This window comes from Alicyclobacillus sp. TC (genome assembly GCF_016804365.1).
GTDB classification, from domain to species: Bacteria; Bacillota; Bacilli; order Alicyclobacillales; family Alicyclobacillaceae; genus Alicyclobacillus_I; species Alicyclobacillus_I tolerans.
On record NZ_CP044434.1, the window covers coordinates 1663201 to 1685359 of the forward strand.

The following is a 22159-nucleotide window of genomic DNA, read 5'->3' on the forward strand; positions in this document are numbered from 1 at the left end:
TGGCGTGCCCGGAGAGATTCGAACTCCCGACCTCTTGATTCGTAGTCAAGCACTCTATCCAGCTGAGCTACGGGCACAACATCCTGGCTGGGGGAGAAGGGATCGAACCTTCGCATGACGGAGTCAAAGTCCGTTGCCTTACCGCTTGGCTATCCCCCATTATTTGGGGTGAGCGATGGGAATCGAACCCACGAATGCCGGAACCACAATCCGGTGCGTTAACCACTTCGCCACGCTCACCACTTTGGCAGGGGCGGCAGGATTCGAACCCACGACATGCGGTTTTGGAGACCGCCGTTCTACCAGCTGAACTACGCCCCTATTGACCGAGGTTTCGAGAGTTCGCCTCCTGCTTACTCGTCCATCCTCTGCCTGCTGATTGCCTTGCCTGGTGGAGGGGGAAGGATTCGAACCTTCGAAGCTTCCGCAACGGATTTACAGTCCGCCCCATTTGGCCACTTTGGTACCCCTCCGCTACTGGAGCCAGCGACAGGAATCGAACCTGCGACCTACTGATTACAAGTCAGTTGCTCTACCTACTGAGCTACGCTGGCGCCTCATCAGCGACAAGTCATAACTTATCACAGTTCCCAACCCTGTGTCAACTACATTTTCATGTTTTTTTGCATTCAATTGCGCATGAAAAATGTTCAAAAAATTGCTTATTATTTGACACAGGGTTGCCTACTCTAACGCGTTAATTTTCGTCGCTTGCAGAACTCTCTTCCGCGTTCATCAGATTCACGGCACGAAGCGGAATAAACGTGGAGACAGCATGTTTGTATATCATTTGCTGTTTCCCGTCAGCTTCCACAACAATGGTAAAATTATCGAACGCCTTAACATTTCCACGAATTTGAAACCCATTGACCAAATATACGATGACTGGTATTTTCTCTTTTCTAACTTGATTCAAAAAAGTATCCTGAATATTTACCGGCTGTTTGCTCACGCCGTTCACTCCCTGTTCATTTCGTTCAGGTGTAGCGGCGTCGCTTGACTGTATCCGACTACACGCATGCAAAAGTTTACTCGTCAGCATATTCTCTCTGAGGGAGAGTAATTCCTGCTAAAAACTGCTCAATCTTCTTCCGCGCTTGTACTACAACTTTATCTTGCGCATAATCATCCATTTCTATCCATATCGCTCGCGGATCTTGACGCAAAAAACTGATCTGCCTTTTTGCCAAACGACGGGTGTTTCGCTTAATGAGTACAACAGCTTCTTCTAAAGAAATTTCAGCACGCAGTGTACGTACCAATTCTCGATAGCCAATCGCTTGCATTGACTGTGCGTCTTCCGACACACCTGCCGCCAGCAAACGCCTCACTTCATCGAGCCAGCCACTCGCCATCATCTCGTCCACACGCTTATCAATTCGAGCGTACAGCCAATCACGCGCGCCATTAAGTACGAGCAGCAATACATCTGATCGATCACGATGCGGCTGCCATTGATAAGACTGAGACATGGGCCGTCCTGTCAATTGATAGACCTCCAACGCACGCACAACTCTCCGCACATCATTGATATGCAGACGAGCTGCTGTGAGCGGATCGACCTTATACAATTCCTGATAAAGAGCCTCACGGCCATGATTGGCAGCGTAATCTTCCCAATTCTGACGCAAGGAAGGACTGGATGGCACGGTCTGAAAAGAGAGTCCATCCAGCAATCCTCGCAAATAGAGGGTTGTTCCCCAACAACAAGTGGTAAATGTCTACGCTGCGCAATGTTGGCTATCGTTTTTTTTGCGTAGTTTACAAAATCTGCCACGCTAAACGATTCGTCCGGATCAACCAAGTCGATGCCGTAATGAACGACTCCCTGCATTTCTTCAGGAGTAACTTTACCCGTACCAATATCCATTTGTCGATAAATTTGCATCGAATCGGCTGACAAAATCTCCGCTTCCAACTGCTTGGCAAGTTCAATTGCCACAGAACTCTTTCCAACTGCTGTAGGACCTGCTAGACAGACAAAGGCCAATTTACGTCCCCTCTCTCTCCCAGATGCCGTAACGTACACGTCCACTTAACTTATCCGGTTGAATGGGCAATCGCCTCCAAATGGAATCATGAGCACGTGCCTTGATCACCACACGCTGCCTGGTCACCCGGCAAGCTTCAGCAAAGAGTATCTCGTCAAGTGGCTCCTTATACGCAAATGGGCGCAATGCAGCGATGCCAGGAGAGTTCATGATGGGTTCCTGGAACATAGGATCGATATAAATTACATCATATTGCTGATGACTACTCTGGCGCAAAAATTGCAGTGCGTCTTGATGCAGTAAATCAATCCTCGAAAGCCAAGTTGAAATTTGTTGCGGCAAATGCTCTAGACCCTCTGTCTGTGCGTGCTGAAGCATTCGATAAATGACAGGACTTTTCTCAAGAGCTGTGACTTTTCCCTGACGACCAACTGCATAGGATAAAACGACAGCATCGGATGCTAAGCCACAAGTTGCATCTAAAACCCAATCTGACGGGCGAATTTGTGCAGCCTGCAAAAGCCTGTCGGTACCTCCTTGAAGAAGTGTTTGCAATCTAAGGGTCGACATTCCGGGGTGATATTGCAGGCCATTTTCAGTTTGATCACGATGATAAAAAACGGGCCAATCCGCGGCTACAACAATCACTTCTGCCCCAGTATCCGAAAAGATTTTGGCTATGCTTCGTGAATCACGCGTTACCCATTTTGCGTCAAAAAACTTAGCCAATCGCTGCGCGTACTGAATAGCATGGCAGTTTTCCTCCTGCCGGACGGGTGTGACACACACCCATTTTTTATAACCATCAATCTCCAACTCAGACAATGCGGCGAAATCCTTTCTCCAAATCGTAACTATTTAACTCTAATAAAACAGGTCTGCCATGCGGACAATGAAAAGGATCGTCCAATTCTACCAATTCCTCACATAAAGCCAATATCTCTTCGTCAGATAACCGATGGTTGGCTTTAATCGCGGCTTTGCAAGCTTTTTGAACGATTTTCAGACGCAACTCTTCAACAAAGGCGCCTGACGGAGCCTGTTTGGCTATCTCTACCAAATCATCAAAAATCCGTTGCGTTAGCTGCAGAACATCAAGCCCCTCCCAGACGAGCGGTACCCCTCGAACACATACATCCAAACCACCAAATGGTTCGATATCGAGACCGAGTAAGGCGAACACTTCTTGATGCTGCATCCAAATACCGTGAGCCGAAGCTGACAGTGTAAAAGTAAGAGGAGTCAGCAAGGGCATTGTGTCTGCAGACAATTGCATTTGTTTCAAAAATTTTTCGTAAAGTATGCGTTCGTGAGCCGCATGCTGATCGATGATGTACAAACTTTCTCCATCTTCGGCAATTACATACATCCCTAAAGCTTGACCAATAGGACGCAATTGCCAATTTTTAACTCTCTCTCGCAAAGAAGAATCCTGTACTTCTTCGTCTTTGACTTCACTTGGCAACACAGATTCTGATGCCAGTACTGCTTCTGGTTGGACTGAAAATTCGTACGCTTGCGAAAGCGGATGAGAGAGTGTATTTTTTTTAGAGTTTGTCGACATGTCCATAGATTCTGCACGGAGACCCACAGACTGCTCACTGACCGATAATTTGGCTTCAGAGAACGTGGTTTGGTTTTTTTCGTTCTGCTCAAAAAAGGGTACCTGATAGGATGAAATTTTTTCTTGAACACAACTAGTTACAGGCCACTTGGGTACCAAATGCTTGTCCGAAAGCGCGTTCTCCACCATACGTGTAATCAGTTGACTGACGTCTCGTTCTTCGCTTAAGCGCACTTCACTTTTGTGGGGATGGATATTCACATCAGCCAAGATAGGATCCATGTCGACAAAAAGAGCGTAAATAGGATGTTTTCCCACCATCAAACGTGTTCCGTAGCCTGCTGCGACAGCTTGATGTAAAGACAAATTACGGATTGGGCGATGATTAAGAAAAAGATACGCGTGATTGCGATTACTTCTTGCTTGCTGAGGCAAACCGAGCCAGGCGGTAACTTGACAAGTAACTGAACTTTGACTGGCTTCTAACAATTGTGTAGCTTCCACAGGCCCTAAAAGTGCAGCGAGTACCGACCGTTGACCACCGCGACCGCTACTTTGAAAGACAACTCGTCCCTCGTGACTTAACAAAAAGGCAACATCTGGTCGAGAAAGTGCCGCTCTTTGCACAACATCAACAATGCGTGAAAATTCAGTTTGAACACTGCGCAGATATTTGAGTCGGACAGGCGTGTTGTAAAACAAATCTTCCACGACAATACGAGTGCCTGGCGGCGCTCCTACTGGTTTGGGTCCATCGGTAATGGAAGTCCCTTCAATGCGCAGAAAAATGCCATGTGTTTGATCGGATTGACGCGTCGTCAAACTGACTTTAGACACTGCAGCAATAGCAGCTAACGCTTCCCCACGAAATCCGAGCGTTTGAATACGCGTCAAATCCCGAGCATGAATAATTTTACTGGTAGCATGTCGCGAAAACGCCAGCACTGCATCCTGTTCGTCCATGCCCACGCCATCGTCTTCGACGCTCAAGCGTCGTATACCGCCTTCTTCGACCTCTATTTTGATACGCTTAGCTTTGGCATCAAGGGAGTTCTCAATTAATTCTTTTACACAAGAAGCTGGCCGTTCTACCACCTCTCCCGCAGCAATTTGATTGGCCAGAGCGTCGCTCATGACTTGGATGACACCCATGACATCACCTCCTTTGCACGAGCAGACCACTCTTCCAATTTCTGCAATGCCTGCAACGGCGTAATCTGCAAAACATCCAATTCAGCCAAAGCACGCAAAATTTCAGCAGCATAGTACGAATTTTGCGGCTCACTATGCATTTCAGCTTTAGTTTTCACACCGAAAGGAACATTTTCTTCAGAAGCTGCCAAGTGAAGTGTCGCCTCGCTAGCAAAACTAGAGAGATAAGACTGCGCTTTGGAGAGCACCCAATCTGGTATACCCGCTAATCGAGCCACGTGGATGCCATAACTGCGATCGGCAGCAGTCATAACCAATGTGTGCAAAAACTCGATATGATGCCCCGATTCCGCTACCGCCACAGAAGCATTCTGCACGCCAGGCAGTTGATGTGCATGTTGCGTCAACTCATGATAATGCGTTGCAAACAAAGTTAGCGGTTTATTCGTTGCCTGCAGAAAATCCATAACAGAAGCCGCCAAAGCCAAGCCATCCTGGGTCGATGTACCTCGTCCGATCTCGTCTAAAATAACCAGACTGCGCCCTGTGGCATGACGAAGAATATGTGCCAACTCCATCATTTCAACCATGAAAGTGCTCTGTCCGCTGTGGATATCATCAGCAGCACCAATTCGTGTGAAAATTTCGTCAAACTGACTGAGTCGCATCGATTGCGCTGGAACATACGAGCCCATATGAGCAAGCAATACCAGTAAAGCCACCTGACGCATATACGTACTTTTACCGCCCATATTTGGACCTGTAATTAGCATAAAATTATGATCTGAACTTAATCTTGTATCATTGGGTATAAAGCGTAAATCCGGAATCGCTTCAATGACTGGATGCCTGCCAGCGACGATTTCTAAACAGGCTTCCTGTGTCCATTCTGGGCACGTATAGCCGTATAAAGCTGCAACTTCAGCCAAAGATGCATAGACGTCAAGTTCAGCCAACACTTCAGAAACCAATTGTAACTCGTGTCTCTTTTCAACCAATTGCCTACAAAGATCGGCAAACAACTCCGCTTCTCGATGAGCAGCCTCCTCAGCCGCTTGAAGGATGGCACTTTCGCGTTCTTTAAGTTCTGCCACTGTGTATCGCTCGGCAGCGGCAAGTGTTTGCCGACGTTCATATTCTGGAGGTATTTGATTCACCTGTGTCTTCGAAACCTCGATAAAATATCCAAATACTCGATTATAGCCTACCTTCAACGTCCGAATACCTGTTCTTTCCCGCTCTCTCTGCTCAAATTGAGCCAACCATTGCTTGCCGTTACGTGATAGATCGCGATACTCGTCCAGCTTGGCATCTACTCCTTCACGAAAAATTGGACCAGCATCCAATTGAACGGGAGGAGTTTCAACCATTTGATGAACAATCAACGAAGAGAGATGAGTCACATCAGGTAACTGATGGAGCAGTTGTTGTAATCTCTGCACGGGAAGATTGGCAATTTCTCGTATAGCAGGAACCTTCTGCAAAGCTAGGCCAAGCTTAAGCACATCGCGCGGAGTCGCTTTTTGAAACATAATCCTGCCAAGCAATCGCTCCATATCAGAGACATTTGACAAAGTTTGCTGCAGGGCACTGCGAGCAATCACATCTGACAAGAAGATAGAAATCGCTTCCTGACGTTCTAGGATCGGTTCACGTCTGGCCAGCGGACGTTCCATCCAGCGACGCAAAAGACGCGCACCCATCGCTGTTTGCGTACGGTTCAAATGATGATAGAGCGAACCTTTCTTTTCTTTCGTGCGTTCTGTCTGAAACAACTCCAAATGTGTGACAGCTGCAGGATTCATTTTTAAAATTTCTTCCTGTCCAAGCAGAATAGGTTGCTTTATATGCAAGGTAGTTTGCCGCTGAGTTTCTTGTACGTATTGCAGCAAAAGCGAGAGTGCTGCCCATCCAACCGTCAGAGACTCAAGTTGAGCAGGAAACGTTTCAAAAGCAGACATCTGACTCAGTGAATGACGCCAATCTTGAACCGATTGTTTGCGAAGAGAAAGAAACGTCACTGGCAGGGGGCCAAGTTTTTCTAATTTCTCTTCCCAAAAAGGAGAACTTGTGGAGGATTCAGCCAATAAAAGTTCGACAGGCCGGTGCAAACTCAGCCAGTTGAACACCTCATCCTCGTCACCCGTCTCTCCCATCCATAAATCGCCGGCAAGCATGTCCATCAACGCAACCGCATAGAGAGATGCTTCTTGTTCTATCGCGTCAGTGGCATGGATACAAACGGCAAGCAAGCGCTGTTCGCCATCATCATCTAGTATGGCAGTGCCTGGTGTAATCACGCGCACAATTTCACGTTTGACAATACCCTTTACAGATTTAGGATCTTCCATTTGCTCGCAAATGGCTACTTTATACCCTTCCTGTACCAATTTGGCTAAATACTGATCGACCGCATGATAGGGAACACCACACATCGGGATACGTTCTTGCTCTCCGCCATCTCTCCCAGTTAAAGTAATATCTAAAACTCGACTGGCTGTCTTGGCATCTTCAAAAAACAATTCATAAAAATCGCCTAAGCGAAACATCAACAGCGCATCTGAAACTTGTTGCTTAATTTCCAAATACTGCTTCATCATTGGTGTCAATTTTAGATTCACCTACCCCTGTATGGGATCTTCATATAGAGATGGTAGCTTTCAACACAAACAAATCGAATATGTTCTTACGACAAAAAACCGTCTGCCCAAGGAAGACGGTTACTGGCATCATTGGAGGCTCAACTTCACAATCCGAGAAATGACATGTCAATTCGGCGTTCATCCGTGATGTCCGCCACATGAACATCCCTGTCCATCCGGACCTTGTCCGCATCCTTGGCGAGGACCTGGTTCAACTGGCAAAACTGCTCCAAGACGCTGCAAAAGACGAGTCATCACTTCCTGAAGAAGATTGTTTAGTTCATCATGGGCTTCACGATATTGATAAGCAACAGGTATTCCCGCCAGTTCTGCTTCGATTTCTTGCATTCTTGTGCGCGCGATGGAAGTGCGTTCATGTACCTCACCATAGTGGCTTTCGAGCACCAATAATTGGTTGGTCTGTTTCTTCAATTCCTCAAATAATTCCTGCGCGCGCTCATGACGTGACATTTTTTCTCGTGCTTCCCAAAAACGTTCTGCTACATCCGACGTAAAAATGAGCCGCACAATAGCATCCGCTTTTGATTGCCAGAGTGGAGTGGGTGGAGATTCAAGAAGATTAACATTCATGCGCTTTCCTCTCCCCTATGGCTGACAATTTCTCCTTTTAGCAACCAGGTTTGTGGCTCAGTAACACGCACCTTGACATGTTGCCCGACTAATGCAGACGTGCCAGCAAACAGAACGAGCTGGTTTTTGCGCGTTCTCCCTGCTAATACATCTGGATTGGTCTTGCTTGGTCCTTCGACCAACACATCCAGTTCTTGTCCTACATATTGCTCTTGTTTTTCACGACTAATGCTGTATTGCATATCGTTCAATCGCTTCAAGCGCGCTTTTTTCTCCGCCAGTGTCACCGTATCTTCAAAGGTGGCTGCCGGAGTATTTTCACGTGCTGAATAAATAAACGTAAAAGCGTTATCAAATCGCACTTCCTCAACCAGCTTCAATGTATCTTGAAATTCTTCTTCCGTCTCACCCGGAAATCCCACAATGATATCCGTGGTCAAAGACACACCAGGAATCTTATCGCGAATGCGCTGTACCAAGTGCAAGTAAGCTTCTCTCGTATGCGAACGGTTCATGCGTTTAAGAATGCGATTGTTACCAGACTGTACAGGCAAATGAATATGCTCAACCACATGCTCAGATTCTGCAATGGCATCGATTAATTCTTGAGTAAAATTCCACGGATTCGATGTTGTAAAGCGAATGCGGTCAATCCCCTCCAAGCTATTGACTTGTCGCAATAGCTGGGCAAACGTCATATTCCCCAAATCAACACCATAGTCGTTTACGTTTTGACCCAGTAATGTAATATCTCTGTACCCATCGGCAATTAAATTGCGAATCTCATCCAGAATATCCTCTGGCAAACGGCTCCGTTCAGCTCCTCGAGTATATGGAACAATACAATACGTACAAAACTTATTACATCCATATTGAATATTCACCCAAGCACGAGTTCCCTGCGCGCGCACTTTAGGTAAGTTTTCCATAGTTTGCGGAGCATAGTCCCAAACTTCCAATACAGTTTCCTGCGATTGTCTAGCCTCAGTTAACAATTGTGGTAAACGATGAAGATTGTGCGTTCCAAAAACGAGATCGACCCAAGGAAATTTGTCTTGAACGAGTTTTTGAACTCCCTTTTCTTGTGCCATGCAGCCGCACAAACCCAAAACCAACTCAGGATTGCGCTGTTTAAGTGGGCGCAAACGGCCAATCTCGCCAAAAACTTTGTCTTCTGCATTCTCACGTACAGCGCATGTGTTGAATAAGATAAAGTCTGCCGATTCAACATCTGAAGCTGGTTCATAACCCATGGTCTGAAGCATTCCAGCCATGACTTCTGTATCATGTTCATTCATCTGACAACCGTACGTACGAATCAAGTATCGATAGGGTTGTCCAGAAACCTTTTGACCCACTTGATATTGCTCGGTTAATTTTGCTATATCAAAAGGTGCGCGTTCTGCAGCAGGACTGCGATGCGTCCCAAAAACGAGACCGCGCCCCTCTTCCATGGCGTGTTTCTTTAATCGCCCTTCGCGCAACTGGTGAATTAGATTTTCCAATTCAATCCCCCCTTGCCTCTTTTATTGCCAAACTCTTGTCTTTTGGATTGCGCTATACGGCGTAATCATACCACAACTCACTGAGAACACATACGGGATTCAAACCAATGAGAGATTTCCCTGTATAGTAATATTTGCATAGCCTGACACGCAAATTTGCAAGACGCTTCCTTCATAAAAAGATTGAGTGGCAATTTGACTAGGACGACCGATTTCGTATCCTTGTTCCAACCAATACGTTTTGCCTATATCTGCTCGTCCCTCACTGACCAGCAATCCAAGTAGAGCCCCAGATGCAGTGCCAGTAGCGGGATCTTCAGGAACCCCTACAGCAGGTGAGAAGTCTCGACAGTGAAAATGGTGCTTGTCCTCAATGGTCTTGCTGCAATAAACGTGCAGCGAAGCCACTCTTAACGCACGGCATATTTGAGCAATTTGATGCAAATTGGGCTGCATATGTGCCATATCACCCAAATTGCTCACTGGTACAAATAAATCCCATAGTCCAGTGGAACACATAGCAAGCGGCCATTCCGTAGAAAGCTTGTCCACTGACAGACCCAAAGCCTGAGCTAGTTCATCGCGCAAACTGTCATCCACAGCTTTTATCTGCGGTGACAACTGTGCCATTTCCGCACGATATCGACCGTCTTCATTGTATAAAGAGACTGACAACACACCTACTTGCGTCTCAATTTTACATCTTCCTTCGCGCAGGATATCCTCAGACAATCTCCCTTGCTCTGCAAGAGCCACCATGCTGCCAATCGTTGCATGACCACACAAATCGACTTCCTGCGTGGGCGTAAAATATCGCAGACGCAAATCTGCTTGTGAATTTGACGCAGTCGTGATAAAAACCGTCTCGGAGGCGTTGATTTCTCGAGCAATCTTTTGCATATCTTCTTCTGTCAGACCATTAGCCAAAGGAACTACACCAGCCGGATTACCGGAAAAAGGCTGGCGAGTGAACGCATCCACAAGCCAAATTTCCAAATGATATCCCCCGCTCGTTAAACGTTGTATATGCCCATGTATGTCTGTCAGACATTCATTTTCTATCAGACATTTCATCCACCTTAGACAGTTCTCGTAAATATTCTAACACGCCTTCCAAAGAACGAGTGCGAATATCCGGTTCGTCAAACTTCATCGGTTTAGCATTCGCTTCAAATATCCAGCTCGATCCCGATGATGTCACTCCGACATCCATGGACATTTCCCCACAAGCGTGATCGAAAAAACTATCTATCGCTTTAGCGGTACGTTCAACACTTTTATCCATTCGTTCTTCAATCTCTTTCCAATGGGAACCAAAATGGGCACGCAAGACATCACGAGCTGAAGCGATGGAACCGCCATTCGGCACATGAGTCGTAATAGCTCCCTGGCCGCTGACTCGTACACCTTTTCCAACAACATGCCATAAACCCAATCTTTTTTGCAACAGAATTCGAAAATCACATGGGCGGCCCTGCCAATCAATCCGTGGAATAGACTCCTGGATGATATAAGAAACAGGTAACCTCATTCTCTGCACAAGCCGCCAAGCGTCTTCAAGATGCCGTGCTGTCGCAGATTCGCTTCGATTATTCTTAAGGACCGTCACAAGCCAACCTGTGTTTTGTCGATCGACACGTATAATTCCATGACCAACACTGCCGCCTGATGGCTTTACATATAAAGAGCCATATTCCTGCAACATGCTGGTAAAGTCACTTTTCGTCAAATGCAATGCCGTATGTGGCAATAGATGAGCTAGACCTGCCTTTTGAAGAATGGCATGAATCTCTCTCTTATTAAAGTAGCGGGGATTAAACATCGGTATCGCACGTTGTTCAATCGCCCTGCGAGCTGCAAGCGCAGATAGCTCCTGTTCATGACGACGAGTTGGAATACGATTGTATATGGCCAGTGGAGCTGGCATGGGCAGTCTAACCCATTTCATATACCCGAGTCGAACATAACCATGCCAAGAGCCCCCTTCCTGTAGGGGTACATCGCCAACAGGAAGCACGTACATCAATTCTTTGCGCGCTCTTGCAGCTCGGATCAAATCACGAAAATCTGTGCGAATGCCTGCAAAACCATCTGCTCCATTCCCTGCAAGAATGGCATATATTGGACTGGTTCGCCATTCAGAACGATTTTCCGCAAGCAAAACAGGAGCTCGGTAGACCACATTTGTAAGTGATTGGACAGGGCGCAAAGGGATACGTCTGTCTCCCACTTTGACTATTTTCCCATGATACATTTTGGGCAATCGAGGAATTTGAATCTCCATTTCAACCGTACTACCCAATCGATGCCACACATATTCACCAGAAAGCACTCTTGCCATCCTAACCCCTCCCTTCTATTTAAGATGATTGGACACGTTTACGCCTCCTACGTTTAACCGCAGGAACAGAACTTGTGTTGGCAAAACGTTTAGGAATTTCCCACACATCTCTAACATCAACCGTTTCATCCCAGATTTCCTGTTGTTCAATCATGTGAAATAAAGGTTCAATTTGTTCTTCATAGCGTCGATAGGCTGGTAAACGCCGAATAGCGACCATACATTGCTCTAAATATGGATGAAGTTCATTGATTTCATGGCTATAGAAATGCGACTGTACTTGCGGATCGTACAACCAAATTTCCGGAAGTTCGATGTAATGAACGGCAATTAAGTGAGCCAGCGCAAAAGCAGCCAAAGTCACTTTTGGATCGACAATAAAAGAAGCGGGCGTACGATATTCAAAACCGCCATAAGATTTATGGCGCACATCGCCAAGAAATCCATAACGGGGTCGACGGCCTAAAGCGCGTGTAGGATTTTCCACCGCCATCAACGGCAATCCTAAATAAGCATCGAGAGCGCGAACTAACCTTGAGGAAAAGGGGAAACCTGAAAAATGGATATGACCTCCCGTCGAATATCCTGCAAAAGGCATACTACCTCCTCTCCATGCGACATCCTGACGATTGATGCGACGCGCCGCTTCTAACATGGTGGTCCGTAAATTGACATACAGTCCCATAGGACTTTGATCGGGATCAGGCCTTAATTCCAAAAGCGGTAAGCGGCGGCCGTCTTGTTGTACACTCCGATCATCACAGCCAACCCGTCCCTTTCGCGTAAAATAGCGACTGGCAAGCACCATTTTGCCTTCAGCGTTTTCTAACATTAACTCGACATCGGTGCCTAATTTCAACTGATTGTAATTGAATCGACTGAGTGTTATCTGTTGTTCCATGTATGTTTGGATAGCCTCTGAGTAAATCTCGAGAAGACGACCTTCCAGTTGTGGATTGCTCGTCACATCAATGACGTGCAGAACACCCTTGGGACCCAAACCCAGTGATACATAGGCCGCATCAAGCCCCAGAGCATGGACGGCGCGAACAGCCAACCATCCTGCACGCGTAATGAGGCGATCACTATCCAGTGCAACTTCTTCTTCGTGCTGCGGCATACCTTGAATCCTGCCGTTTGTCCATGGTTCTTTACCATCCGTACGAAAACAAGCAAGAGGCTGATGATTAAAAACCGGAATGCGAAATTGGCGTACAAAGCGGTTAGCAGAAGGCTGGTTTTGCGATGGTAAAACAAAACGCACACCAACCTGACGCAAAAATTTAGCCATCTGTGATTTGCTGCGAGATAGCTGCAACGCACTTTGCCGATTGAGAATCAGCCCTTCAGTCGGATCGGCCAATTTACTCTGTCCAAAGCGCAACACTATATCATCGGCACGAAGAACCGTCTCTTTGCCATAAAGCTGCGCGCGTGTTCGTTCGAGCAATCGGCGAATGCCCTGCGTTGGTTTAGCAAAGATATAGAGCATCAAGACTCCCCCGCTTTCGAGCCCAGGTGTGTTTGCGCCAGATAAACAGCAAATTCAATGGGACGGCGAAACGATAAATCCACTAAATCTTGTCTCCCTGCTTGCGTAGTGGGTGTTTTGTGCGGTTTGGAATTGACTTCTATAACATAAACCTGGCCACTTGGAGTCACCCCTACATCTACACCCAATTCCCCCAGAGTATGTTCGCACTCTTCCTGCAGCTGCTGAACCACTTTGCGCGCCAAATCGTTGATACGCTGACGGACCTGGTTATACTGCCGATGTTCCTTCCATATCTGCGAAAGAACTTGCGACAAAGGGAGAGCCAAGCCACCACTGCTTAGGTTGGAAGTAAAATCACCGATACGAGCAACACGGGCAAACGCTTTGGTTCGCTTCCATTGCCCACTGCCATCCCTCTGCATCAGGATGCGAATATCGAATGGCCTACCTTCATATGTAGCCAAACGAATGGACTCTTGGCAGATATAAGGCCGTTGCCGCAAACGTTTGCCAAATTGTTCGAGCCATTTGTCAAAAGAAGCCATTTGTCCCTGAACCACTTTTTTTCTTCCTGATTTCCATTGGTATTGCACTGTACCATCTGCTGTTTGTAAGAGCCGTATAATACCAATCCCCAGACTGCCGTGAATGGGTTTGATATAGACAGACCCGTGGCGTTCCATAAATTGCTTTGTCCGATCTCGTTGACGATGAAGAATTGTTGCAGGAAGCGCTGAACGTATTGCTTGATTCTCAGAAAGCCATTCATAAACTTGCCATTTATCAAAAAAGCCATCGTTAAAAATTCGTAACCCATACATCTCAGACAGACGTTTGCGGCGATCGCGCAACCGCTGACTCCGCTCCAATTTTCGAGATGCTAATTGATCGTAAATCACATGAGGCATAGGAATTTGTTCTTCCGTAAAACGAATTCCATCCCAACTGTAGGCACGAAGCATGTTCTTTTCAAACTGCAAATCATTCAATCCAAAAATATACGCCTTAACACCAAGCGACGAAGCCGTCTCCAGAATCTTTTTCCAATTGGCCATTTCGGAGTTATCTCGCAATGTTTTCTGTTGCGATTGCCACAAGGGATTACAGAGAATCCCTATAGACACAGATGACTGTTGATTCATTTGGTACTCCTCCACGTCATCATGTTGCTATTTGGAATTGGTTTGAGTAGAGGCGGACTGATGGAGGCCACCCGTTTCGTCATTCACCTCTTTAACATATTCAATCAGCTTGACTAGTGATAATTGCCGCGTATGTTTATCGAGTGCGCGTAACATTCTCCGCCCAGGCGTCGGATTGACTTCCAAAACATACAGTTTTCCATGATTCGAAAGCGCAAAATCAACACCCAGTTCCGCAAAGGGACCTGATTGTTTCTGAAACATTTCAAAAACCAATAACGCAGCTTTATCTATTTCTTCCAACACTCGCTCTGATTTTGTAAAGGATTCTCTGATTACTTGTTCTGCTGGAAAAGCTCGTGCACCTGAATGCAAATTGGTGGTTACTTGCCCACCCTCGCCCCGTCTGGCGACACGCGCAACCACCTGTGGTCCTGCACTGGATTGAATCATTAACCAGCGAAAATCGACCGGTCCACCTCGCCATTCAAGAAGAGGTATTGCCTCTTGCACAAGCGCATCCTGGAATTTATAAGTGCTCCAAAATTTTAGCCATTTTCCATATGCTAAGTCTTGATGGCCTGGGAAACTAACTTGACGCAAGGAAGGTGTCGAAGTACGCTCGTCCCATGTCAAAAAGAGTTGACGGTTCTTCCACTGACAGCGAAAGACTCCAAGTCCTTGAGCGCTTCGTCTTGGTTTCAAGTAAGCTTTAGAAAAATGAGTCAACGCAGCCCATGCTTCACGTGCTGAGGAAACACATTCTGTTTCCGGAAGTAACTGTGCCGTCTGTTTGTCTTGCTGAAGCAGATGAACAAGTGTCCATTTATCGCTTTCTTCCACTAGCAGGGTATGCAAACATTGATCTTCACGCAGTTTTTGCAATTCCCGCTTAGCCAAAACAAACCTTGAGCGATGAAAAAAACCTGAACGGCGCAATACGACTGAAAAATTGGGCATCGCAACTTCTTTAAAAAGAGCAGGTCGTAACCGTTCACAGTAAAGTGCTGTTTGTGCTGTCACGCAACCTGGATATAAGATGTAGACCTCCACATCTCGTTCTCGGCCGATCTCAATTAAATCCAAGACCAGTTGCGTCTGTTCTCCAAATGGACGCTTGCTGTTGCCTGTCTTCTCTAGATAAACGCCAAGTGTGGCATTGCCTGTTGACCAAGATGTCATTTTGGCTTTCATACCTCGGCCCTCCGATTGGTTTTCAAAAAAAAGGGAGGGCTATGCCCACCCCTGGTCGAAACCCTTTCAGTCTTCAATCTCAACCTCTTCGAGTATGCTGTTACTGTCACTATAAAACTCGTCATCCTTCTTGGAGGGTACGTTGTAAGTGACTACCGCCAGTTTGGTTTTGCCAACAACTTCGACACCCAGTTCTTTCTCAACTCTGACCAAGATTTCAGAACCATTTCCAGTTACAGTTGCATCCAAACAGTTGGGACTCTGCAAGACCCGCACTTCTACCTCGCGTGTGTCTTTCACACAGTCAGCATCGAGATCGCGCAAAGCAATCTGCTCAACATAGGAGACAGTGTCTTTGGCTACTGCAGTCTCAGAGTTATTGTTGTAAGAGTACCAAACGTTTACATCAAACCGTCCATGGACTTCGACATAGTCGCCAACTAACATGGCATCATACGTATGGTTCATGACCCAGCAGCCACCAATCGTAGTTGGACGATTGGCCGGATGCAGTGTGTAAGTAGTTTGTGAATACTTACTGCCTCGGCCACAGACCGCACTTGCCACGATCTCCCGATAGCTGAGGTCATCTCTTGAGAGCACCATGCGGTAACCTCCTCTGATCCTCTGATACCCCTGGTCATGTGGGCAGAGGACGTTCTTATTCTGGCGCTTCTTGGTTTTATAGACCGTTGCCCAAGCGCGACCACAGAGCATCCTATGCACGAACGCCCAGACCTGCTATCAATTCAAAAGATCAAAAAAAAAATAGGCGTACGCCTAAGCATGGGTATGGGACAATGACCATACTCTGAAGTTTGAGGATGCGCCTCCACCGTTTAGTGGATGGAGGCAAATTCAGTTTTGCGGCTGGGAAGTTGACGAGAGAGGAAATCCAAAAAGTTACCGTAGAGAATTTTTTCAGCCAATTCACGACCATATTCTTTGTCCAAACGTTCTGCTAATTTCGGATAATCAGAAACGGTTGCCAATCCTTGCAATGCATGACTGGTACCGTCAAAGTCTGAACCAAAGCCAAGATGTCGCTCGCAACCCAGTGATAAAGCGTGATCGACATGACGCATGAAATCTTCCAGCCCGGCTTCACTTTTTGCGACAAATGAAGCCTCAAAAGTAAGGCCAAGCCATCCATCTCGACGTACAATTTCTCTCACAGTATTATCTGTGAGATTGCGAGGATGTTCATGAATTTTACGCAAATTAGCATGTGAAGCCATAACGATGCCATTCGTTATAGAAAAAACGTCAAATACACCGGCATCCGCCAGATGAGCAATATCGATCCACATTTGCAATTCTTCCATCATACTTACTATCTGTTTGCCAGCTCGCGTCAACCCAGCATTACGCTCTTCCCGACAACCGTCTGCCAGAGAATTGGCTCCATTCCAAGTTAGACCCACACCTCTTACACCGAGCGAAAAAAGCGCTTGCAGAATCTCTGGTGAATCATACAGACAAGCCGCACCTTCTAGAGATAGAATGCCAGAATAAACGGGTTGCACGGAAGAAAATAGATCTTCTCGATAAAAGATGGGTTGTACATAACCCGTGTTGATCATCGTGCGCTGATATCTACCAATATCCTCTAAAACCTGACGCAATTGCTCTCCTGGGGATAACTGAGGATTGGCAAAAAGCGCAAAGACTTGCAGAGATACTCCCGCTTTTAAAGAGTCTTGATATCCAGCTTGCAAAAAGGAAGCCTCTGCATAAGTTGATGAGGCATTGCGTAGTTGATAGAGTACATCCGCATGCGCATCTGCAATTCTCACCCAGTCGTCTCCCCTTTTCACCTGCAAAACTTATGAGGCGATTCTTTAACGCGGTTCTACCAACAGGCGCATAGCTGTTCGATCTTCTCCATCAATTGTAATGTCAGCAAAAGCAGGTATACAGATGAGATCAACGCCACTTGGCGCCACAAATCCACGGGCAATGGCAACCGCCTTTACTGCCTGATTGAGCGCTCCTGCTCCAATCGCCTGGATTTCTGCTGCTCCATGTTCCCGCAACACGCCTGCCAAGGCGCCAGCCACCGCGTTTGGATTTGATTTCGCAGACACCTTCAATACGTCCATCATCCGTCCTCCTTCAATTCCTATAGGACATTATATCGATATTCGCCAGAAGGAACTGTATTCCTTTTTTGGGCGTTGGAAAGAAAAAACATGTGAGCTTTGTATAATCATTCTTATTTATTCCTCGTACTGTAAAAATGGTTCAATTGAACATGCTTTTCCTGAATGATCATCGAGTTCGATGAAAACGGAGCAAAATTGACGTCTTCCTGCTGCCACTTCGAATCGTGCTGGGCGATGCGTTAACATTCGTTCTAAAACACCCGTTCGATCCATTCCGAGAATCCCGTCACGTGGACCTGTCATGCCGAGATCAGTAATATAGGCAGTGCCTTGAGGTAAAATCCGGGCATCATTGGTAGGGACATGGGTATGCGTGCCCACTACAGCCGAAACTCGACCGTCCAGATACCAACCCATAGCTAACTTTTCAGAAGTCGCTTCAGCATGAAAATCAACCAGAACATGATGGATGGAAGGATGTTCTAATAAAATTTCATCAATCGCACGAAATGGCGAATCCAACTCGCTAATAAAAGCCCTGCCCATAGCGTTTATAAGCAGTACAGAAATCTGTCCTACCTTGCAAATGGTATAGCCGCGCCCCGGAGTCCCAAGAGGATAGTTAGCCGGACGCACAATGCGTTGGTCGTGATCAATAAAATTTAGTAAATCTTTTTGATCCCAAGTGTGATTGCCGAGTGTAATTAATTCCACACCCGCATCGTACAACTCTTCAGCCGACTTACTGGTAATACCTCTACCGTGCGAGGCATTCTCTCCATTGGCCACGATTAAATCAGGCTGATAGAGAGGAGCGTACTTGCGAATAATTTCGCCTGCGTACTCCCTACCTGGCTGTCCAACAATATCACCAATAAACCATATCTTCACCTGATCACTCCTCGCCAATAGGCGTGATTTTGCTCGTTCAAAGGTTAGTAGTGGAGTACAGAATTTGACACATCTTTGCCATAGAGTTAGGAAAAAAATAGAGTAGCCGTAATGGCCACTCTATTTTGCGTATTCCACGGCTCTCGTCTCTCGAATGACGGTTACTTTAATTTGACCCGGATAATCCAATTCGTTTTCGATTTTTTTGGAGATTTGCTTGGCTACGCGTACAGATTCCGCATCATCAATCTGCTCAGGCTTGACAATGATACGAATTTCACGACCCGCCTGTATCGCATAGCTTTTTTCTACACCTTCAAAAGACTCAGCAATAGACTCTAATTTCTCTAAACGTTTCATGTAAATTTCCAATGTCTCGCGTCGAGCGCCAGGACGCGCTGCGGAAATGGCGTCTGCTGCAGCAACAATAACAGAAATAGGAGAAATAAACTCGACATCACCATGGTGCGCAGCAATCGCATTGATAACAATGGGATGTTCTTTATAACGACGAGCTAAATCAACGCCTATCTCTACATGCGAACCCTCTACTTCGTGAGTGACCGCCTTACCAACATCGTGTAAAAGTCCTCCGCGTTTGGCTAACGCCACATCGAGTCCCAATTCAGCAGCCATCATACCAGCCAAATGTGCTACTTCTATGGAATGCTTCAAGACATTTTGACCATAGCTCGTCCGGAACCGCAAACGACCAACCAACTTAACCAAATCGGGATGCAGACCATGAACACCTGTATCAAAAGTCGCCTGTTCTCCCTCTTCACGAATGAGTTCATCAATGTCACGCCTAGCTTTTTCAACCATTTCTTCTATGCGCGCTGGATGAATACGGCCATCAGCCACCAAACGTTCCAGAGCCACTTTGGCAATCTCTCGGCGAACCGGATCAAATCCGGACAGAATTACAGCTTCAGGCGTATCATCGATAATTAAATCTATACCAGTCAAGGTTTCTAACGTGCGAATATTACGACCCTCACGACCGATAATACGGCCTTTCATTTCATCATTAGGCAGAGAAACAACGGATACTGTAATTTCTGAAGCGTGATCGACCGCACAACGCTGGACTGCAGCAGCGACTATGTCTTTTGCGCGTCGATCGGCCTCGCGTTTTGCTTCCTGTTCTATTTCTTTCATCAAAACAGCAGCATCATGACGAGATTCGCGTTCTACATCAGCCAAAATTAACTCTTTGGCACTCTCTCTGGTCAAGCCAGAAATGCGTTCCAATTCTCTGATTTGTTCCGCTTGCAACATTTCAATGCGAGAACGGATATTTTCCAATTCATTCTCACGAATTTTCAAACTCTCTGACTTTTGCTCCAAAGCTTCTAACTTGCGATCAATCGACTCTTCTTTTTGCAAAACTCTTCGTTCCAGCTTTTGCAACTCAGAGCGGCGATCTCTCAATTCTCGTTCAGCTTCTTGACGAATGCGGTGCGCTTCTTCTTTAGCTTCCAGCAGAGCCTCTTTTTTACGGGCTTCGGCATCTCTTTCCGCCGACTCTAAAATATGCAACGCTCGTGATTCCGCACTGCCGATTTTATTTTCCGCCATGATTCGACGCAAAATATATCCTAAGAAGAAACCCAATAACAGAGCAACAATGGTAACCAATATCCATAAAGCTATATTCACTGAAAAAGCCTCCCTGCCCCATTCACGCAGCCACAATTGAGCTGCGGAATCTAAACCACAATCGAGCTAGAGGCCGTAAAATATACGCAACCTTATATTATCGGTTCGTCCCAATCGTTGTCAAGAAAAGCTACACGCTTGGCAATATCGTAAGAAAATCCTTTTCTTTGCAAATATTGTATAAGTTTTCTTTTTAAATCCTGAGAATGATCTTTCGATTTTTTTCGAAGATATTTTTCCACAAGCAACTTAGCTGCTGCTTCTTCATCCCAATCTGAACAAACTGTGTCTAAAACACCACTTTGTATGCCTCGCTGTTTCAGTTTCATCATAATATAAGCGCGACTTTGTTGAGATTGATGTTGCTCAGCGTACATACTTGCATACCGTCTATCGTCTAAAAACTTGCGGTCTTGCAAAACTTTTAATACTTGTTGTATCTGTTCTTCTGGATACCCTTTTTCTTGCAAATATCGCTGTGTTTGAAATACTGTACGCATTTGATAGCGCAAATAGCGCAGAGCAGACTTCCAGATTTTGCTGAACGCCGCATGTTCCTGCAGTCTAGCTCTATCTTCGGCAGACAGACGTTTTCCCGAATAGAGATGGTAGTCTGAAACAATATGAACGGCTACAGTTAATGCTGTACCATCATCCAAAAGAATAGACACTAAGTCTGAATCCTCCGGTCGAACAGAAACAACCATACTTTCTTTTTCTTCAATCCTCATATTCGTCTACATCATCCGTTACAGACTGAAATAACTGGGCACTTTGTCCTACCTGAAAATGCTCTCTAATTTTCATTTCAATGGACTCCGCAACATCTGGATGCTCTTTTAAATACTGCTTGGCATTTTCCCTACCTTGACCAATACGCTCATCTCCATAGGAATACCAAGCACCACTCTTCTGAATAATTTCCAGTTCTGTAGCTAAATCAATTAAGCTACCTTCACGCGAGATGCCTTCACCAAACATGATATCCACATCAACTTGCTTAAAGGGTGGAGCGACTTTATTTTTAACCACTTTAATGCGTGTTCTACTACCTACAATATCGTTTCCCTGTTTTAGAGATTCTGCACGTCGTATTTCCAATCTTACAGAAGCGTAGAACTTAAGTGCGCGTCCCCCAGTTGTGGTTTCAGGATTCCCAAACATGACGCCAACTTTTTCCCGAATTTGGTTAATAAAAATACATATGGTTTTTGACTTAGAGATGGCGCCAGCCAATTTTCGAAGTGCTTGTGACATCAGGCGTGCTTGCAAGCCAACATGAGAATCTCCCATATCTCCTTCCAATTCGTTCTTAGGAACGAGCGCAGCCACCGAATCGACAACCACAATATCTACCGCACCACTGCGCACAAGCGCTTCTGCGATTTCCAATGCCTGTTCTCCTGTATCCGGTTGGGAGATGAGCATTTCGTCAATATCGACTCCTAATTTGGAGGCATAGATGGGGTCAAGCGCGTGCTCTGCATCAATATAGGCAGCCTGTCCACCACGTTTCTGCACTTCCGCGACTGCATGCAAAGCAACAGTGGTTTTGCCTGAGGATTCTGGACCATAAATCTCAATGATTCTTCCACGCGGTAATCCACCTACACCAAGTGCGATATCTAATGCAATGGAACCTGTGGGAATTGTCTCTACATTCATTGAAGCAGACGCTTCTCCCAATTTCATAATTGACCCTTTGCCAAATTGTTTCTCAATTTGTTTTAATGCCATATCTAATGCGGCGCGCTTGTCTCCCATGCGGGCACCTTCCATTCTCAATTTCGTTATCTCTACTCTCAAAAATTCGTGAAACCTGATTTCTTTCCTGCACTCTATTGTATCAATCTCACCAAAGAATGCAAACATTTGTTCGCATAA

At 46.0% G+C, this 22159-nt stretch carries 18 protein-coding genes, 6 tRNA genes and 1 pseudogene; all 25 read right to left on the reverse strand.

Features of this window, described 5'->3' with window-relative positions:
• A tRNA-Arg gene (locus tag FY534_RS08240) sits at positions 1 to 77 on the reverse strand.
• A gap of 7 nt (positions 78 to 84) precedes the next feature.
• Positions 85 to 159 (reverse strand) — tRNA-Gln (locus FY534_RS08245).
• A 5-nt stretch (positions 160 to 164) separates the two neighbouring features.
• Positions 165 to 240, reverse strand: a tRNA-His gene (locus tag FY534_RS08250).
• 5 nt (positions 241 to 245) lie between these two features.
• Positions 246 to 321: transfer RNA gene (locus FY534_RS08255), tRNA-Trp, on the reverse strand.
• 68 nt (positions 322 to 389) lie between these two features.
• Positions 390 to 473: transfer RNA gene (locus tag FY534_RS08260), tRNA-Tyr, on the reverse strand.
• A 5-nt stretch (positions 474 to 478) separates the two neighbouring features.
• Positions 479 to 554, reverse strand: a tRNA-Thr gene (locus FY534_RS08265).
• 143 nt (positions 555 to 697) lie between these two features.
• Complete coding sequence (gene hfq / locus FY534_RS08270) at positions 698 to 952, reverse strand: RNA chaperone Hfq (protein WP_238413462.1); 255 nt, start codon at positions 950 to 952, stop codon at positions 698 to 700.
• A gap of 76 nt (positions 953 to 1028) precedes the next feature.
• Positions 1029 to 2035 (reverse strand): annotated as a pseudogene (gene miaA, locus FY534_RS08275) (tRNA (adenosine(37)-N6)-dimethylallyltransferase MiaA).
• Positions 1992 to 2816, reverse strand: coding sequence for a class I SAM-dependent methyltransferase (locus tag FY534_RS08280; RefSeq protein ID WP_203114281.1), 825 nt, complete (start codon positions 2814 to 2816; stop codon positions 1992 to 1994). The pseudogene miaA and the gene FY534_RS08280 overlap by 44 nt, the downstream one beginning before the upstream one ends.
• A complete protein-coding gene (gene mutL / locus FY534_RS08285; RefSeq protein ID WP_203114282.1) occupies positions 2809 to 4707 on the reverse strand; it encodes a DNA mismatch repair endonuclease MutL in 1899 nt (632 codons plus the stop codon). Before mutL ends, FY534_RS08280 begins: the two co-directional genes overlap by 8 nt.
• On the reverse strand, positions 4686 to 7307 hold the full coding sequence (mutS, locus tag FY534_RS08290) for a DNA mismatch repair protein MutS (RefSeq protein ID WP_072875226.1): 2622 nt from the start codon (positions 7305 to 7307) through the stop codon (positions 4686 to 4688). Before mutS ends, mutL begins: the two co-directional genes overlap by 22 nt.
• A 180-nt stretch (positions 7308 to 7487) precedes the next feature.
• On the reverse strand, positions 7488 to 7940 hold the full coding sequence (locus tag FY534_RS08295) for a YlbF/YmcA family competence regulator (protein ID WP_072875211.1): 453 nt from the start codon (positions 7938 to 7940) through the stop codon (positions 7488 to 7490).
• Positions 7937 to 9445, reverse strand: coding sequence for a tRNA (N6-isopentenyl adenosine(37)-C2)-methylthiotransferase MiaB (gene miaB / locus FY534_RS08300; RefSeq protein ID WP_072875210.1), 1509 nt, complete (start codon positions 9443 to 9445; stop codon positions 7937 to 7939). Before miaB ends, FY534_RS08295 begins: the two co-directional genes overlap by 4 nt.
• 99 nt (positions 9446 to 9544) lie before the next feature.
• Positions 9545 to 10441 carry a PhzF family phenazine biosynthesis protein gene (locus FY534_RS08305; protein WP_203114283.1) on the reverse strand — a complete coding sequence of 299 codons (897 nt, stop codon included), beginning with the start codon at positions 10439 to 10441 and terminating at the stop codon, positions 9545 to 9547.
• Between the two features lie 55 nt (positions 10442 to 10496).
• Positions 10497 to 11786: a YheC/YheD family endospore coat-associated protein gene (locus FY534_RS08310; RefSeq protein WP_203114284.1), complete on the reverse strand. Its 1290-nt coding sequence runs from the start codon at positions 11784 to 11786 to the stop codon at positions 10497 to 10499.
• Between the two features lie 19 nt (positions 11787 to 11805).
• Positions 11806 to 13278: a putative amidoligase domain-containing protein gene (locus tag FY534_RS08315; protein WP_203114285.1), complete on the reverse strand. Its 1473-nt coding sequence runs from the start codon at positions 13276 to 13278 to the stop codon at positions 11806 to 11808.
• Positions 13278 to 14423 (reverse strand): YheC/YheD family endospore coat-associated protein, encoded by a 1146-nt coding sequence (locus FY534_RS08320; RefSeq protein WP_203114286.1) that lies wholly within the window; start codon positions 14421 to 14423, stop codon positions 13278 to 13280. The genes FY534_RS08315 and FY534_RS08320 overlap by 1 nt, the downstream gene beginning before the upstream one ends.
• A 27-nt stretch (positions 14424 to 14450) precedes the next feature.
• Positions 14451 to 15617, reverse strand: coding sequence for a YheC/YheD family protein (locus tag FY534_RS08325; RefSeq protein ID WP_203114287.1), 1167 nt, complete (start codon positions 15615 to 15617; stop codon positions 14451 to 14453).
• Positions 15618 to 15683: 66 nt separating this feature from the next.
• Positions 15684 to 16223, reverse strand: a complete 540-nt coding sequence (gene cotE / locus FY534_RS08330; protein ID WP_072875207.1) for an outer spore coat protein CotE — start codon at positions 16221 to 16223, stop codon at positions 15684 to 15686.
• 233 nt (positions 16224 to 16456) lie between these two features.
• Positions 16457 to 17413: a dipeptidase gene (locus FY534_RS08335; RefSeq protein ID WP_203114288.1), complete on the reverse strand. Its 957-nt coding sequence runs from the start codon at positions 17411 to 17413 to the stop codon at positions 16457 to 16459.
• A gap of 45 nt (positions 17414 to 17458) precedes the next feature.
• Positions 17459 to 17719, reverse strand: a complete 261-nt coding sequence (locus tag FY534_RS08340; RefSeq protein WP_072875205.1) for a stage V sporulation protein S — start codon at positions 17717 to 17719, stop codon at positions 17459 to 17461.
• A gap of 117 nt (positions 17720 to 17836) precedes the next feature.
• Positions 17837 to 18613 (reverse strand): TIGR00282 family metallophosphoesterase, encoded by a 777-nt coding sequence (locus FY534_RS08345; protein WP_072875204.1) that lies wholly within the window; start codon positions 18611 to 18613, stop codon positions 17837 to 17839.
• Between the two features lie 120 nt (positions 18614 to 18733).
• Positions 18734 to 20275, reverse strand: a complete 1542-nt coding sequence (gene rny, locus FY534_RS08350; protein ID WP_203114289.1) for a ribonuclease Y — start codon at positions 20273 to 20275, stop codon at positions 18734 to 18736.
• A 92-nt stretch (positions 20276 to 20367) separates the two neighbouring features.
• Positions 20368 to 21006, reverse strand: a complete 639-nt coding sequence (locus tag FY534_RS08355; RefSeq protein ID WP_072874065.1) for a regulatory protein RecX — start codon at positions 21004 to 21006, stop codon at positions 20368 to 20370.
• Positions 20996 to 22039, reverse strand: coding sequence for a recombinase RecA (gene recA / locus FY534_RS08360; protein WP_203114290.1), 1044 nt, complete (start codon positions 22037 to 22039; stop codon positions 20996 to 20998). Before recA ends, FY534_RS08355 begins: the two co-directional genes overlap by 11 nt.
• Positions 22040 to 22159 lie beyond the last annotated feature (120 nt).

Bases quoted from the DNA above. Each gene is read 5' to 3' on its own strand.
- mutL (WP_203114282.1), bottom strand. From the start codon at position 4,707: ATGGGTGTCATCCAAGTCATGAGCGACGCTCTGGCCAATCAAATTGCT.
- mutS (WP_072875226.1), bottom strand. From the start codon at position 7,307: ATGATGAAGCAGTATTTGGAAATTAAGCAACAAGTTTCAGATGCGCTG.
- FY534_RS08295 (WP_072875211.1), bottom strand. From the start codon at position 7,940: ATGAATGTTAATCTTCTTGAATCTCCACCCACTCCACTCTGGCAATCA.
- FY534_RS08310 (WP_203114284.1), bottom strand. From the start codon at position 11,786: ATGGCAAGAGTGCTTTCTGGTGAATATGTGTGGCATCGATTGGGTAGT.
- FY534_RS08315 (WP_203114285.1), bottom strand. From the start codon at position 13,278: ATGCTCTATATCTTTGCTAAACCAACGCAGGGCATTCGCCGATTGCTC.
- FY534_RS08320 (WP_203114286.1), bottom strand. From the start codon at position 14,423: ATGAATCAACAGTCATCTGTGTCTATAGGGATTCTCTGTAATCCCTTG.
- FY534_RS08325 (WP_203114287.1), bottom strand. From the start codon at position 15,617: ATGAAAGCCAAAATGACATCTTGGTCAACAGGCAATGCCACACTTGGC.
- cotE (WP_072875207.1), bottom strand. From the start codon at position 16,223: ATGGTGCTCTCAAGAGATGACCTCAGCTATCGGGAGATCGTGGCAAGT.
- FY534_RS08340 (WP_072875205.1), bottom strand. From the start codon at position 17,719: ATGGACGTATTGAAGGTGTCTGCGAAATCAAATCCAAACGCGGTGGCT.
- FY534_RS08355 (WP_072874065.1), bottom strand. From the start codon at position 21,006: ATGAGGATTGAAGAAAAAGAAAGTATGGTTGTTTCTGTTCGACCGGAG.
- recA (WP_203114290.1), bottom strand. From the start codon at position 22,039: ATGGGAGACAAGCGCGCCGCATTAGATATGGCATTAAAACAAATTGAG.